Below are 14,063 nucleotides of genomic sequence, written 5' to 3'. Positions count from 1 at the left end.
GATTCCCTTGAGCATTTCGCCTAAGCCGGCACCTTCTCCGCCACCCGCCTCAGCGCATCGGCATAGGCCTCGGGCGGCTGCGCGCCGGGGATCATGAACTTGCTCTCGACGATCATCGCGGGGACGCCGGTGATGTTGAGGTCCCACGCGGCGCGTTCCTCGGCGCGGGTCTTGTGGGCGATTTCCTCGCTGGCCAGCGCGGCCTTGCTAGCTTCTCGCTCCAGCCCGACGCTGCCGGCGACGTCGAGCAGGGTGGCCTCGTCGCCAAGATTGCGGCGCTCGTTGAAATGCGCCTTGAACAGCGCAAGCTTGAGCTCGGTCTGCTGTTCCGGCCCGAATTCCTCGCCCGCCCAGGTCAGCAGCTTGTGCGCTGCGAAGGTGTTCCACATCATCGCCTCGGGTGCCGGCTCGGCGCCCTCGTAATCGAGCGAGACGCCGGCGGTCTGCGCCGCCTCGCGCATCCGGCCCTGCACCGCGCGCGACTGTTCGGGTGTGGAGCCGTATTTGCGCGCGATATGCGCGGTGCGCTCCTCCCCCTCTGGCGGCATGTCGGGATTGAGTTCGAAGGCGTGCCAGCGGATGTCCGCCTCGATCTCGCCCTCGAGTTGCTCGAGGCCCTTCTGGAGGTTCCCCCAGCCGACGAGGCACCAGGGGCACATCACATCGGACCAGATATCGATCCGCAAGGTTCTCGGTTCGCTCATCTTGTCACCCACCACTGCATCAGGTGATGCGCAATAGCATGGCGCGGCGGGCAGCGGAACGGGCCGCTCCCGGCGAGCGCGGCCTCGACCTCTTCGCGAGTGTAGAAATTGATCTCGGCCATCTCGGTTTCGTCGATGGTGAGATCGTCGCTGTCGGCATGGCTGTGGCAGCCGATCATCAGCTGGCTCGGGAAAGGCCACGGCTGGCTGGCGATATAGCTTACGTCGCGCACGGCGATGCCGGCCTCCTCCAGCACCTCGCGCGCGACGGCCTCCTCGATGCTCTCGCCCGGCTCGACGAAGCCGGCGAGCGCGGAAAAGCTGCCCTCCGGCCAGCCGAGCCCGCGGCCCAGCATCAGCTTTCCGTCATATTCGACCAGCATGATCGTGACCGGATCGGTCCGCGGGAAATGGCTCGCACCGCAAGCCGTGCAGTCGCGCTGCCAGCCGCCTTTGGCGAGCTTCGTGTCGCCGCCGCATTGCGCGCAGAAGCGGTGCCGGGCGTGCCAGTCGACCAGGCTGCGCGCGCCGCCATAAAGCGCGAGGTCGTCGGGCGCGAGTGTCGCCATGAGCGACCACAGCTGCGGGTTCGCCATGCGCGGCCTCGCATCGCCCTTGGGCGGGACCGCGGCGAAGCACGCCTTGCCCTCGTCGAGCCCGAGGAAGCAAAGCTCCGCATCCTCGGGCGCATCGGCAAGCGAGCCCCAAGCCAGCCGTCCCTCGTCGTCAAGCGCGGGGAACAGCCCGTCGAGCGCGAGCAGCCGCGCCTTCCAGTTCAAGTAGCCCGTGAGCCGCTCCGGATCGGCGCGGACGTGGTCGGCGCGGTCGAGCCGCGAACCGGTGAACGCCAGCACGCTTGCGCTCACGCGCCCTGCATCACGGTGAGGTCGGCCATCACCGCCTTGGGGAATTCGGCGTGGATCGGATAGGCTTCGGACGGCATGTACTGCGTCATCAGCGTGCCGCGCAGGCCCGCCGCGAAATTCACGAAGCCGACCGTGCCGGCGGCCCCGCCCCAGCCGTAGCTGCCGTCGGACACGCGCCCGCCCGCACCGAAGCCCTGCCCTTCGACCCAGGTGTTCGCCACGCTCGCCGTCTCGGGCAGCAGGTTCGACGTGCCGAGCTTCACCGCCGTCTCGCTCATCACGCGCGTGCCGTCGATCGCGCCAAAGCCCAGCAGCATGCGCAGGAAGCGGTCGTAATCGCGGCTCGAGGAGACGAGGCCCGCGCCGCCGAAGGGGAACGGCGGCGGATCGAGGTAGATCGAGGCCTTGGCCGGATCGACCGGCAGCGGAACGCCATTGAGGATGCCGTAATTGGTGGTGAAGCGGTCGATCTCGCTTTCGGGCACGGTGAAGAAGGTGCTGTCCATGCCGGTCGGCTCGAAAATGCGCTCGCGCAGGAAGGCGTCGAACGTCATGCCGCTGGCGACCTCGATCACGCGGCCGAGCAGGTCGAGACCGACCGAATAGCTCCACTTGGTGCCCGGCTGCAGCACCAGTGGCAGCTTGGCGAGTTCGGTGGCAAACCTGTCCAGCCCGTTGATCGCGGTCGCGCGGCCGATGCCTGGGATCGGCATGCGGCTGACCTGTCCGGGGACGAGGCCGCGCTTCTCGTATTCGGCCCGGATCGGACCCTTCTGCACGATGCCGTAGCCGAGGCCCGCGGTATGCGTCATCAGCATGCGCACCGTGATCGGGCGCTCCGCCGGGACGACATCCTCGATCGACCCGTCATAGGTCTTCTGCACCGTCATGTTGGCATAGGCGGGAAGCAGTTCGGCGATCGGCTGGTCGAGCCCGAGCCGGCCATCGTCGATTAACATCATCGCCGCCATGCCGGTGATCGGCTTGGTCATCGAATAGATGCGATAGAGGCTGTCGGGGTCGGCTTTGGTCTCGCCGCCCAGCGCCAGCGTGCCGCGCGCGATGGTGAGCGGTGCCTGCTGCCCCCAGCCGAGGGTGGCGACCATGTTGGCGACCTTGCGCGAACCGACATACTTGTCGACCATTCCCTGGACGTTGGTCCAGGCGGCGCCAGGCTCCTTCGCCAGCGCCATGCGGCCCATCGGCAGGCCGGCAAGACCCGCGCTCGCGGTAAGCAGCGCACCCGAACGCAGCAGCGAACGGCGGGACATCATGCGGGACTGGAATTCGCGATAGGCCATTGATTGCTCTCCCTTCGGCGTGCCCGCCTATCTGCGGAACCGAGGCTGAACGGTCAATTGCGAAGTGAAACCATTCGTCGCGCAAGACCCCTTGCGTCGCACGGCTGTCCTATCCATATAAGACACATGCTCAATCTGCTCTCATTCCTGTTCGGAATCGTCTCGCTCGCCGTTGTCATTCCGGCAACCATCCCCCTCCTCGGCTGGGCCAACTGGCTGGCCCTCCCGCTGATGGTGATCGGCGTGGTGCTCGGGCAGCTTTCGTCGAGCGACAGCGGCCGCAATTTCAATCTGGTCGTGCTGCTGATCGCCGTCATCCGCCTCAGCCTCGGCGGCGGCATCATCTAGGCAAGCGCCAGCCGCGCGGCCTTGGCGAAGAGCGTCGGCAGGCCCGCATCGTCGAGCGTATCGAGCGACCACCACTCGCCCTCGCCCAGCGGCGCGTGATGGCGCGCGACCGACAGTTCGAGATCGAAATGGGTGAAACCGTGCCGCACGAGGCCGAGCGGCTCGCCCTCCGGCCCGCCCGAGCCATCTCCCCGCGCGCTCCACCCGTCGTCGGGCAGCGCGCGCATGCCGCCGAGCATGCCCGTGCCCTCGCGCCGGACCAACCACACGGCCCCTTCGCGCTCGATCCAGAAAGCGCGCCCTTGGCGCAGGGGCCTGGCCTTCTTCGGCGCCTTCACCGGCAGTCGCGCCGGATCGCCCGTCCGCCGCCCCGCGCAGATTTCCGCCAGCGGGCAGAGCAGGCATTTGGGATCGCGCGCGCTGCAAATGCCCGAGCCCAGGTCCATCATCGCCTGCGCGAAATCGCCCGCGCGGTCATCGGGCGTGATCTCGTCGGCCCGCGCCCGGATCGCCTTGCGTGCTCCGGGCAGCGGCTCGTCGATCGCGAACAGCCGCGCGACCACCCGCTCGACATTGGCATCGACCACCACCGCCCGCTCGCCGAACGCGATCGCGGCGACTGCGGCGGCGGTATAGGCACCCAGCCCCGGCAGTTCGCGCAAGGCGGCCTCGGTCTTCGGGAAACCTCCTAGCCCGGCCACGGCGCGGGCGCATTTCACGAGATTGCGGGCGCGCGAGTAATACCCCAGCCCCGCCCATGCCGCCATGACGTCCGCTTCGGGCGCGGCGGCGAGCGCTTCCACGTCAGGCCAGCGTTCGGTGAAAGCGGCGAAATAGGGCTTCACCGCGGCAACGGTCGTCTGCTGCAACATCACTTCGGACAGCCACACGCGATAGGGCTCCGGCGCGGGCGCACCCGGCGGGGCACGCCACGGCAGGTTGCGGGCATGCCTCTCGTACCAGTCGAGCAAAATGTCGGAGACGGTGGCGGCCACGCCGCGCCTATGGCATGGCACCGCGCATCATGGGAAGCGACAAGAGCAAGCCGCCGAAAGGTCGGGAATGGAAACGCCAGCGCGGCGGTGCGGCCAAGCCGATCAGCGACCTCATGCCGCAGATCGGCCGCAGTGCCTTTCGCCGGTTCGGTTTCGTCCAGAGCTCGGTCGTCAGCCGCTGGCCGGAAATCGTCGGCGAGACGCACGCGAAGGTCTGCACTCCCGAGATGATCCGCTTTCCGCCGGGCGAGAAGTCGGAAGGCATCATGCACCTCGTCGTGCTGCCTGCCCATGCACCGCTGATCCAGCAGATCCTGCCCGATATCATCGAGCGGGTGAACCGCTTCTTTGGCTACCAGGCAGTGGCGCGGATCAAGCTGCGGCAAGGCGAGGTTAAGGCGCCGCCCGCGAAGGACAAACCCAAGGCGCCGCCGTCGCTCAAGCCGATTCCGATGGAATTAGGCGACAGTCTGCGCGATATCGGCGACCCCGAACTGCGCACGGTGCTCGAATCGCTCGCGCGCAGCCTCGGATCGCAGAACGAGGGACAGAACGACACGTGATGAAAAAGGCCGGCATGTTCGCTTCGCTGCTCGCAGCGACGGCAGTTACCTTCACGCTCGGCGCCAGCGCGCAGGAGCGGCAGATCCTCAAGGGCGGCAACTGGTCGGCCATGGTGGCGGAAACCAACGGCGGCCATACGCTCGGCAATCCCGAAGCGAAGACCAAGCTGATCGAATTCATGAGCTACACCTGCTCGCACTGCGCCACGTTCGCGCGCGAAGGCGACGGGGCGATCAAGCTGATCTACGTGCCGACGGGCAAGGTCAGTTACGAAATCCGCCACCTCGTGCGCGATCCGGTGGATCTCACGGCATCGCTGCTCGCCCATTGCGGCGAACCGAAGAAATTCCCCGGTAACCACGAAGCCTTCATGTCGCGCCACAACCAGTGGATGGAAAAGGCGCGCAACACCACGCAGGCCCAACGGTCGCGCTGGCAGTTCGGCACGCTCGGCGCGCGCTTCCAGGCGATCGCCAGCGACCTTGATTTTTACGAGATCATGGAAACCCGCGGCATCTCGCGGATCGAGGCGGACCGCTGCCTGACCGACGAGGCCAAGGCCAATGCCCTCGCCGACACGTCGCGCGCGGACGTGCAGAAATACGGCTTACAGGGCACGCCCAGCTTCGTGCTCGACGGCGAACTGCTCGACGGCACGCATTCCTGGCAGGCGCTCCAGCCCAAGCTGGATTCCGCGATCTGAGCCAAATTGGCCCCTTTTCGGGGGAAAGGCCTGTGGATACACCCCTGCCCGCCTTCCCATGGCGGTTTCGCCTGATTTAGCCTCCGCAGTTCAATGATGAGGATTCCGATGACCAAGACTCTCCGTTTCGCCCTTGCCGCCCCGCTGGCGCTGGCACTTGCCGCCTGCGGTGGAGGAGCCAGCGAAGGTGGCGAGATCGAAGGCGATGCGATCGCAGCGATCCCGGCCCCTGCAGGGACCGAGTGGCGGGACGTCGCTACAGAAACATCCGATGGCGGCATCCTTGTCGGCAATCCGGACGCCCCGCTCAAGCTCATCGAATACGGCTCGCTCACCTGCCCGACCTGCGCTCGCTTCTCCAGCGAGGGCGCGGAAGAACTGCTGGGCGAGTACGTCAACAGCGGCCGCGTCAGCTTCGAGCTGCGCCAGTTCGCCATCCACGGCCCTGTCGACCTCATGCTCGGCCGCCTGACCAAGTGTGGCCCCGTGGAAGCCATGGTGCCGCTGTCCGACCAGGTGTGGCAGAACTTTGAGACGATCATGGCGCCGGTCCAGCAAAACGGTCAGGCGCTGGAGGCGGCGATGCAGCTCCCGCTCGACCAGCGCTTCGTGGTGGCCGCCGAACAGCTCGGCTATCTCGACTTCTTCGCCGCGCGCGGGATCAGCGAAGACCAGGCGCGCCAGTGCCTCGCCGACACGGCGGCGATCGAAAAGGCCGCCAACGATACGCGCAAATACGGCAGCGAATACAACATCGCCGGCACCCCGACCTTCGTGCTCAACGGCTCGACTGTGGAGGCCAACACCTGGGCGGCGCTGGAACCCATCCTGCAGCGCGCCGGCGCCAGGTAAGGCCGGATCGCGGGGGGCACGGCACGGATGAAACTCTCGAAGCTCCGCTTGAGTGGCTTCAAGAGCTTCGTCGAACCCGCCACCCTCCATATCGAGCCGGGGCTGACCGGCGTCGTCGGCCCGAACGGCTGCGGCAAGTCCAACCTGCTCGAGGCGATCCGCTGGGTGATGGGCGAAAATTCGCCCAAGTCCATGCGCTCGGGCGGGATGGAAGACGTTATCTTTGCGGGCACGCAGAGCCGCCCGCCGCGCGACTTTGCCGAGGTGGTGCTGCAGGGCGCGACCGATGATGGCGACGACATGGAGGTGGTGCGCCGCATCGAACGGGGTGCGGGTTCGGCCTACCGCCTGAACGGGCGCGACGTGCGCGCGAAGGACATCGCGCTGATCTTTGCCGATGCTGCCACCGGAGCGCATAGCCCGGCGCTGGTCAGCCAGGGCAAGATCGCGCAGGTCATCGCCGCCAAGCCGACCGAGCGCCGCCAGATGCTCGAGGAGGCCGCAGGGATCGCCGGCCTCCATGTCCGCCGCCGCGATGCCGAGAGCAAATTGAGGCAGACCGAGGCCAATCTCGAGCGGCTCGAGGACATCATGGCCGGGCTCGACAGCCAGATCGCCTCGCTCCGGCGGCAGGCCAAGCAGGCCGAGCGCTATACCAAGTTGACCGACGAGATCCGCACTGCGGAAGCCCGGCTCGTCTTCGCCCGCTGGCGCGATGCGGCGGCGGCAGCGGAAGAGGCCAGGAAGGCCGCACAGGCCGCCGAGGCGCGGGTCGCTGAATCCCAGAAGGCGGCGGACGAAGCGCAGAAGGCGCAGCGCGCCGCGGCCGAAGCGCTCGCAGAAGCGCGCGAGGAACAGGCGGACCGCCGCGACGATGCCAGCGCGCATGGCCACCGCATGGCCGCACTCACCACCCAGCTCGAAGCCGCCGAACAGCGCCTCGCCGACCTCGAACGGCAGACAGCCCGGCTCGAAGCGGATCGCGGCGAGGCCGACCGGCTGACCAGGGATGCGGCGGAAGCGCTGGCGAGGCTCGAACGCGACCTCGCCGAGACCGAGAAGTCGCTGGCGGGTGACGAGGAGAAGCGCCCCGCCCTGCTGCGCGCCTCCGAAGATGCCGAGCGCGCGAGCCGCGCCGCCGAACTCGCCCTCGCCAAGGCCACAGCGGACAATGCCGGGGTAGAGGCCGAATGGCGCGTCGCCGAGGCCGAGATCGCGCAGGCGCGCACCCGGCTCGACCGGGCCGAGGCCGAGGGCCGGCGGATGGCCGAACAGCGCGCGGCGCTGGCGGGCGAGGACCCCGATGCCGAGGTCGAGACGGTGAAGGCGGCTCTCGCAGAGGCCGAGACTGGCCTTGCCGAAGCCCGCGCAGGCCTCGAAGCCATGCAGGCGCGCAAGGCCGAATTGCAGGCCGGACGCGACGAAGCTTCCTCGGCCCTGGCCGAAGCCAAGGCCGAACTCTCGGGCGTCCAGCGCGAATATGATGCGTTGAGGCGGGACCGCGATGCGCGCCAGCGCGCCGCGGAGAAGCGCAGCGGGCGCCAGCAAGCGATCGACGGCGTGCGGGCGGCCAAGGGCTATGAACGCGCGGTCGCCGCGGCGCTGGGCCGCGATGGCAAAGCCTTGCTCGGCGCGCCGGACGGCGATGCGGAAGGGCGTTACTGGACCGGGGCCGAACCGCCCGCGCCGGTGGCGGCCAGCCTCTCCGCCCATGTCGAAAGCTGCCCGGACGAATTGCGCGCGCGGCTCGCGCTGGTCCATGTCGCGGACCGTGACGATGGCCGCACCCTCGCGCCGGGTCATGCGCTGGTCACGCTGGCAGGCGCGCTGCGTCGCTGGGACGGGCTGGTGGTCCGCGGCGAAGGTTCTGCCGAAGCCGCCCGGCTCGAGGCGGAGAACCGGTTCGCCGAGGTCGAGGCGAAGCTGCCCGCCCTGCGCGACGCCGCCGATCGCTCGCAAGCCGCGCTCGACAGCGCGGGCACCGAACTCGCGCAGCTCCAGCGTGACCTGATTGCGGCCGAGCGCGCGCTCGCGGGGCTGGCCGACAGGGAACGGCAGGCCCTGCGCACGCTCGACCAGGCCGAAGCGGCACGCGAGCGGCTCGCCGCCCGGCTGCAGGAACTCGCGCGCAGCGAAAGCGAGCATGGCGAAGTGCTGGCCCTCGCCCGGTCCGAACTCGCCGCCGCCGAAGGCAAGCGCGATGCGCTGCCCGATCCCGCCGCGGGCCGCGCCGCGCTCGAAGCCTCGCGCGCGCAGAACGAGGCCGCGCGCGTCACGCTGCAGGCCCGCGCCGCCGAGCTCGCCGCCTACGAACAGTCGCTCGCTGTTGCGCGCGAACGTGCCGCCGCCCAGCGCAGCGACATGGCCAACTGGCAGGCGCGCAGCGGCGATGCCGCCCGCCGCCTGTCCGAAATGGAAATCCGCGCCGAGGAAATCGCGCAGGAACGCGCGGTCACCGCCGCCAAGCCCGAAGGCCTGATGCGTGAGATCGAACAAGGCGACCAGCTGCGCGAACGGCTCGGCACCGAGCTGGCCGAGGCGGAGAAAGCCGTCGCCGCCGCCACCGGTGTGGCGCAGGAGGCCGAGCGCGCCTTCGCCGCCGCCAACGAGGCCCTTGCCGAAGCGCGCGAGAACCGCGCCGGCCTTGCCGCCCGGGCCGAGAACCAAGACGGCCGCCGGATCGAGATGGCGCGCATATCGGGCGAGCGCTTCCATTGCCCGCCGCCGCTGCTGCCCGAACGCTTCGCTTTCGACGAGACCGCCATCCGCCACGCCGAGGCCGAGAGCGAGGAGATGGACCGCCTGACCGCCAGCCGCGAGCGGATCGGCCCGGTCAACCTCGTCGCCGCCGAGGAACTCGAACGGATCGAGAGCGAACACGGCGCCAATGCCGAAGAACAGGAAGAGCTGCGCGAGGCCGTCAGCCGGCTGCGCGGATCGATCGGCAGTCTCAACCGAGAGGGCCGCGAGCGGCTACGCACCGCGTTCGAGCAAGTCAACGGCCACTTCAAACGGCTGTTCATGCGCCTGTTCGAAGGCGGCGAGGCGCATCTTGCGCTGATCGACAGCGACGATCCGCTCGAAGCCGGGCTCGAAATCTTCGCGCAACCGCCGGGCAAGCGGTTGCAGTCGCTCACCCTGCTTTCGGGCGGCGAACAGGCGCTCACCGCCACTGCGCTGATCTTCGCTCTGTTCCTGACCAACCCTGCCCCGATCTGCGTGTTGGACGAAGTCGACGCGCCATTGGACGATGCTAATATCGACCGCTTCTGCGACCTCCTCGACGCGATGACCAGGGAAACGCAGACCCGCTATCTCATCGTCACGCATAATGCCGTGACGATGAGCCGCATGCACCGCCTGTTCGGCGTCACCATGATCGAGAAGGGCGTCAGCCGCCTCGTCAGCGTGGACCTCGGCGGGGCCGAGGAATTGCTGGCGGCGGAATAGCTGCGCCGTGTGTCCTGCATCGAGGGAGGACAGGTTCGTGACGAGACTGAAGACACATACGGAGAGCCATGCGACATCGCGCATCGGCTGGCTCCGCGCCGCCGTGATGGGGGCCAACGACGGCATCGTCTCGACCGCCAGCCTGATCGTCGGGGTGGCGGCAGCCAGTGCCGGGCGCAGCGAAATCCTGGTCGCGGGAATGGCCTCGCTCTTCGCCGGTGCGATGTCGATGGCAGCGGGCGAGTATGTCTCGGTCAGTTCGCAGGCGGATACGGAAAAGGCGGACCTTGCCCGCGAAACCGCAGAATTGGCGAGCGACGCCGAATTCGAGCACGCAGAACTCGCGGCGGTCTACGAGGCACGCGGCGTCGATGCCGCGACCGCCAGCGAAGTGGCACGGCAGATGATGGCGCATGATGCACTCGGCGCCCATGCGCGGGACGAGCTCGGCATCTCGGAAGCCAGCACGGCGCGCCCGCTCCAGGCTGCGGTGGCTTCGGCCCTGACCTTCACGGCCGGCGCCGCCGCGCCCCTGCTGGTGGTGCCGCTGGCGCCGCTGTCGAGCATGGTCTTCGCGGTGGCTGCAGCGTCTCTCATATGCCTCGCCGTGCTCGGCGCCCTTGGCGCGAAGGCGGGCGGCGCACCGCTGGTCCCATCGATCGTGCGGGTGGTTTTCTGGGGTGCGATGGCGATGGTCGTGACCGCCCTCGTCGGCAAATTGTTCGGCGCGGCGGTGGCCTGAAGGCGGCGTCCGAGGCAAGCCCCTGTTCGCGCGGGCCGCCAGTGGGTACTGAGCTTGCAAACCCGGGCAATTCGGATGGAGAAACGATGCGGAAATTCCTGTGCTCTTCGTCGATCGCGTTAGCGCTGATCGCACACACCGCTCCCGTTGCGGCGGGCACGATCGAACCGCCGATCGTCCCCATGACGGACACCGAACTCACCCATCCCGAAATGCCCTCGATCTTGCCGATGCGCGAACGGGCGCAGGTGATCGACCGCATCCTTGCCGAGCGGCTCGAAACCGTGGTGCCGCAGATCATGCGCGAGCAGGGCATCGACATGTGGGTCCTGATGGCGCGCGAATATTTCGAGGAGCCGGTAATCGCCACCATGCTCGATGCGGAAAGCATGAGCGCGCGGCGGCGCACGATCCTCGTGTTCCACGATCCGGGCAATGGCCAGCCGGTCGAGCGCCTGACGGTCAGCCGCTATGGCCTGGGCGATCTGTTCGCGGCCAGCTGGGAGCCGGCGCAGCAACCCGACCAGTGGCAGGCCGTGGCGGATCTGATCGCCGAGCGCGATCCGGCGAAGATCGCGATCAATTTCTCCGACCTCACCGCCTTCGGTGACGGCATGACGCTCAGCCAGTACCGCCTGATGACCGCCGCCCTGCCCGAGCCCTATCGCGATCGCATCGTCTCGGGCGAGACGCTCGCATTGCGCTGGCTCGAGAGCCGCACGCCTGCCGAGCTGGAGATCTACCCCGGTATCGTGCGCGTCGCGCATTCGATCATCGAGCGCGCCTTCTCGCGCGAGGTCATCACGCCGGGGGTGACCACGGCGGTGGACGTGCAGTGGTGGTATCGCGAGACGCTGGCGTCGCTCGGGCTGACGCCGTGGTTCCATCCCTCGGTCGGCATCCAGCGGCAGGGCGTCGAGGGCATGCTGCGCGATGACACGGTGATCGAGCCCGGCGATTTGCTGTGGACCGATTTCGGCATCACATACCTGCGGCTCAACACCGATACGCAGCACCTCGCCTATGTGCTCAAGCCGGGCGAGACCGAGGCGCCCGCTGGCCTGCGCGCCGGGCTCGCCGCCACCAATCGCGTGCAGGATCACTTGATCGCGGCATTCGAGACGGGCCTCTCGGGCAATGAAATCCTCGCCCGCGCGCGTGCCGCAGCGATCGCCGAGGGCCTCGAGCCCTCGATCTATTCGCACCCCATCGGCTTCCACGGCCACGGCGCAGGCTCTGCCGTCGGCTTCTGGGACAACCAGAATGCCGATCCGCGCGGCGAATACCGCGTGCGCGCGAACACGACATGGTCGATCGAGCTGACGAGCTACAAGCCGGTGCCGGAGTGGGGCGGCCAGAAGGTCGACTTCCGCAGCGAGGAGGACGCGTATTTCGACGGCGAAACCGTCCGCTTCCTCGATGGACGGCAGACCGAGCTGACGCTAATCCCGTCCGACTAGACCGCTGACCGGCGAGGTGACGATGGACGATGATGCACCTCCCCGCCTGCTTGGCGACAGCCTCCCTGTCTTCGCCCGGATCGGCCTGCTCAGTTTCGGCGGGCCAGCCGGACAGATTGCGCTGATGCACCGCGAACTGGTGGAAGAGCGGGACTGGGTCAGCGAGGAGGATTTCCTCCACGGCCTCAATTTCTGCAACCTGCTTCCCGGTCCCGAAGCGCAGCAACTCGCCACATGGATCGGATGGCGCCTGCATGGCTGGCGCGGCGGCCTGGCTGCGGGCATGCTGTTCATCCTGCCGGGCGCGTTGGTAGTCTTCGCGCTCTCGGCGCTTTATGCGGTCGCGGCCGATCTTGCGTGGTTCAACGCGCTGTTCCTGGGCATCAAGGCGGCGGTTCTGGCAATCGTCGTGGAGGCGCTGCTGCGAATTTCGCGGCGAGCGCTGCAGACGGGCTTCAAGCGAGCGCTGGCCATCGCGGCCTTCATGGCATTGTTCCTTTTCGACCTGCCCTTTCCGCTGATCGTGCTCGGTGCGGGCGTGCTTGGCGCTGCGGCAGCGATGCGGAGTCCGGGCTGGCTCGCGCTCCAGCCGGGGGCCGGGGCGCCCGTCGCGGGTCCGGGGCCATGGGCGGCAATCCTGCGCTCGATAATCGTCTGGGGCGCAATCTGGGCCCTGCCGCTGCTCGCGGTCGCCGCCACGCTGGGCCGCGAACACGTGCTGTGGGACATCGGCGTGTTCTTCTCCAAGCTGGCGGTCGTCACCTTCGGCGGAGCTTATGCCGTGCTCGCCTACATGGCGCAGGAGGCAGTCCAGGGCTTTGGCTGGCTCCGCCCGGGCGAGATGGCCGACGGGCTCGGCCTTGCCGAAACCACGCCCGGGCCGCTGATCCTCGTGACTCAGTTCGTGGGCTATCTCGCGGCCTTCCGCGCGCCCGAACCGTTCACGCCCTTCGTGGCGGGGATGATCGGCGCAGGCCTTACCACCTGGGTCACCTTCGCGCCGTGCTTCCTTTGGATTTTCGCCTTCGCGCCATGGATCGACCGGCTCGCACATGCGGACCGCCTGAGAGGGGCCCTCGCCGGGGTGACGGCCGCCGTCGTCGGGGTGATCGCCAACCTGACCGCATGGTTCGCGCTGCATGTGATCTTTGCCGAAGTGACGGAAAGCAGGGCGGGTCCGCTGCGGTCCTACCTTCCCGAATGGGCAAGCTTCGACTGGCGCGCTGCCGTGCTTGCGGCAACGGCATTAGTGCTGACCTTCGCCCTGAACTGGAGCGTCCTGCGCGTGCTGGGATTGTGCGCGCTGGGCGGATTGCTTGTGTCGCTGGCCGGTTAGGCCCTAGGCCGCAAGCGCGCGCCTGAGATCGTCGCGAATGGCCTTGAGGCGCGGCAGGATGTTGCCCGGCGCGTCTGGCACCGCAGGTGTCTGCGCCGTTGCCTGCTGGTCGGGAACTTCGCGCAGCGCCGCCCTGGCGCCCTTGAGCGTGTAGCCTTCGCGGTTCACCAGCCGGTCGATCCGTTCGACAAGTGCGACGTCCTCAGGCCGGTAGTAGCGCCTGCCGCCGCTGCGGGTTAGCGGCTTCAGCATGGGGAACTGCTGCTCCCAGTAACGCAGCACATGCGGCTTGATGCCGGTCGCCTTGGCGACTTCGCCGATGGTGCGCAGCGCGCCCGCTTCCTTGCCGTCGTCGAATTGTGCCATGCGACCCTTCCCTTGCCCGGCGTCAGCCGTTCGCGATCCGCTCCTTCAGCAGTTGGCTGGCGCGGAAGGTCATCACGCGGCGCGGCGTGATCGGCACCTCGACCCCGGTCTTGGGGTTGCGGCCGACGCGTTCCTTCTTGTCGCGCAGCACGAAGCTGCCGAAGCCGGAAATCTTGACGTTTTCGCCCTTTTCGAGCGCGTCGCTCATCTTCTCGAGAATCGCCTCGACCATGTCGAGCGACTCGGCGCGCGAAAGACCCATCTTACGATTGATCGTTTCGGCGAGATCCGCCCGGGTAAGTGTTCCGATTGTGCGCATAGTGTCCATCATCTTCCCCCAGACGCGACCCTGAGTGAAGTTCTTGAAGCAAACTAA

Annotated in this window: 14 protein-coding genes; 8 read left to right on the top strand and 6 right to left on the bottom strand. The window is 68.0% G+C overall.

Features of this window, described 5'->3' with window-relative positions:
* Positions 1-20: 20 nt before the first annotated feature.
* From K3172_RS06105 to K3172_RS06095, 3 genes are read right to left on the bottom strand one after another with little or no spacing between them, the layout of a single operon-like run.
* Positions 21-704 (bottom strand): DsbA family oxidoreductase, encoded by a 684-nt coding sequence (locus K3172_RS06105; RefSeq protein ID WP_221587924.1) that lies wholly within the window; start codon positions 702-704, stop codon positions 21-23.
* The gene (gene nudC, locus K3172_RS06100; RefSeq protein ID WP_221587922.1) at positions 701-1,570 is read right to left on the bottom strand and encodes an NAD(+) diphosphatase; all 870 of its coding nucleotides are present in this window, start codon (positions 1,568-1,570) and stop codon (positions 701-703) included. Before nudC ends, K3172_RS06105 begins: the two co-directional genes overlap by 4 nt.
* Positions 1,567-2,871 (bottom strand): serine hydrolase domain-containing protein, encoded by a 1,305-nt coding sequence (locus K3172_RS06095; RefSeq protein WP_221587920.1) that lies wholly within the window; start codon positions 2,869-2,871, stop codon positions 1,567-1,569. The genes nudC and K3172_RS06095 overlap by 4 nt, the downstream gene beginning before the upstream one ends.
* Positions 2,872-2,997: 126 nt before the next feature.
* On the opposite strand from K3172_RS06095, the gene K3172_RS06090 reads away from it, so the two are divergent.
* A complete protein-coding gene (locus K3172_RS06090) occupies positions 2,998-3,219 on the top strand; it encodes a hypothetical protein (protein ID WP_221587919.1) in 222 nt (73 codons plus the stop codon).
* Here the strand turns inward: K3172_RS06090 and K3172_RS06085 are convergent.
* Entirely contained in the window at positions 3,216-4,214 is a 999-nt protein-coding gene (locus K3172_RS06085) for an A/G-specific adenine glycosylase (RefSeq protein WP_221587917.1), read from the bottom strand. The two genes, K3172_RS06090 and K3172_RS06085, sit on opposite strands and share 4 nt — an antisense overlap.
* A 14-nt stretch (positions 4,215-4,228) precedes the next feature.
* Here K3172_RS06085 and K3172_RS06080 point away from each other — a divergent pair, with 14 nt between their 5' ends.
* The 7 genes from K3172_RS06080 to chrA all read left to right on the top strand — a co-directional run bounded on the left by K3172_RS06080 (position 4,229) and on the right by chrA (position 13,321).
* Positions 4,229-4,777: a DUF721 domain-containing protein gene (locus K3172_RS06080; protein WP_221587915.1), complete on the top strand. Its 549-nt coding sequence runs from the start codon at positions 4,229-4,231 to the stop codon at positions 4,775-4,777.
* Complete coding sequence (locus K3172_RS06075) at positions 4,777-5,481, top strand: DsbA family protein (protein ID WP_221587913.1); 705 nt, start codon at positions 4,777-4,779, stop codon at positions 5,479-5,481. Before K3172_RS06080 ends, K3172_RS06075 begins: the two co-directional genes overlap by 1 nt.
* A gap of 108 nt (positions 5,482-5,589) precedes the next feature.
* A complete protein-coding gene (locus tag K3172_RS06070; RefSeq protein WP_221587911.1) occupies positions 5,590-6,333 on the top strand; it encodes a thioredoxin domain-containing protein in 744 nt (247 codons plus the stop codon).
* A gap of 27 nt (positions 6,334-6,360) precedes the next feature.
* Positions 6,361-9,783 (top strand): AAA family ATPase, encoded by a 3,423-nt coding sequence (locus K3172_RS06065; RefSeq protein WP_221587909.1) that lies wholly within the window; start codon positions 6,361-6,363, stop codon positions 9,781-9,783.
* A gap of 37 nt (positions 9,784-9,820) precedes the next feature.
* Positions 9,821-10,525, top strand: a complete 705-nt coding sequence (locus tag K3172_RS06060; RefSeq protein WP_345725603.1) for a VIT1/CCC1 transporter family protein — start codon at positions 9,821-9,823, stop codon at positions 10,523-10,525.
* Between the two features lie 86 nt (positions 10,526-10,611).
* Complete coding sequence (locus K3172_RS06055; RefSeq protein WP_247717937.1) at positions 10,612-11,985, top strand: M24 family metallopeptidase; 1,374 nt, start codon at positions 10,612-10,614, stop codon at positions 11,983-11,985.
* A gap of 22 nt (positions 11,986-12,007) precedes the next feature.
* The gene (chrA, locus tag K3172_RS06050; RefSeq protein ID WP_221587907.1) at positions 12,008-13,321 is read left to right on the top strand and encodes a chromate efflux transporter; all 1,314 of its coding nucleotides are present in this window, start codon (positions 12,008-12,010) and stop codon (positions 13,319-13,321) included.
* 3 nt (positions 13,322-13,324) lie between these two features.
* Here chrA and K3172_RS06045 read toward each other — a convergent pair whose 3' ends face one another.
* Together K3172_RS06045 and K3172_RS06040 are read right to left on the bottom strand one after the other, a co-directional pair.
* A complete protein-coding gene (locus K3172_RS06045) occupies positions 13,325-13,687 on the bottom strand; it encodes a MerR family transcriptional regulator (protein WP_221587904.1) in 363 nt (120 codons plus the stop codon).
* A 22-nt stretch (positions 13,688-13,709) separates the two neighbouring features.
* The gene (locus K3172_RS06040) at positions 13,710-14,006 is read right to left on the bottom strand and encodes an integration host factor subunit alpha (protein WP_221589064.1); all 297 of its coding nucleotides are present in this window, start codon (positions 14,004-14,006) and stop codon (positions 13,710-13,712) included.
* Between the last annotated feature and the right edge of the window lie 57 nt (positions 14,007-14,063).

Origin of the sequence: Qipengyuania proteolytica (genome assembly GCF_019711565.1) — a bacterium.
Classification (GTDB): domain Bacteria; phylum Pseudomonadota; class Alphaproteobacteria; order Sphingomonadales; family Sphingomonadaceae; genus Qipengyuania; species Qipengyuania proteolytica.
The sequence above is the reverse complement of the archived record's forward strand: the minus strand, read 5'-3'. Positions and strand labels throughout refer to the sequence as shown.

Bases quoted from the DNA above. Each gene is read 5' to 3' on its own strand.
- K3172_RS06105 (WP_221587924.1), bottom strand. From the start codon at position 704: ATGAGCGAACCGAGAACCTTGCGGATCGATATCTGGTCCGATGTGATG.
- K3172_RS06095 (WP_221587920.1), bottom strand. From the start codon at position 2,871: ATGGCCTATCGCGAATTCCAGTCCCGCATGATGTCCCGCCGTTCGCTG.
- K3172_RS06090 (WP_221587919.1), top strand. From the start codon at position 2,998: ATGCTCAATCTGCTCTCATTCCTGTTCGGAATCGTCTCGCTCGCCGTT.
- K3172_RS06080 (WP_221587915.1), top strand. From the start codon at position 4,229: ATGGCACCGCGCATCATGGGAAGCGACAAGAGCAAGCCGCCGAAAGGT.
- K3172_RS06075 (WP_221587913.1), top strand. From the start codon at position 4,777: ATGAAAAAGGCCGGCATGTTCGCTTCGCTGCTCGCAGCGACGGCAGTT.
- K3172_RS06070 (WP_221587911.1), top strand. From the start codon at position 5,590: ATGACCAAGACTCTCCGTTTCGCCCTTGCCGCCCCGCTGGCGCTGGCA.
- K3172_RS06065 (WP_221587909.1), top strand. From the start codon at position 6,361: ATGAAACTCTCGAAGCTCCGCTTGAGTGGCTTCAAGAGCTTCGTCGAA.
- K3172_RS06055 (WP_247717937.1), top strand. From the start codon at position 10,612: ATGCGGAAATTCCTGTGCTCTTCGTCGATCGCGTTAGCGCTGATCGCA.
- chrA (WP_221587907.1), top strand. From the start codon at position 12,008: ATGGACGATGATGCACCTCCCCGCCTGCTTGGCGACAGCCTCCCTGTC.
- K3172_RS06045 (WP_221587904.1), bottom strand. From the start codon at position 13,687: ATGGCACAATTCGACGACGGCAAGGAAGCGGGCGCGCTGCGCACCATC.
- K3172_RS06040 (WP_221589064.1), bottom strand. From the start codon at position 14,006: ATGCGCACAATCGGAACACTTACCCGGGCGGATCTCGCCGAAACGATC.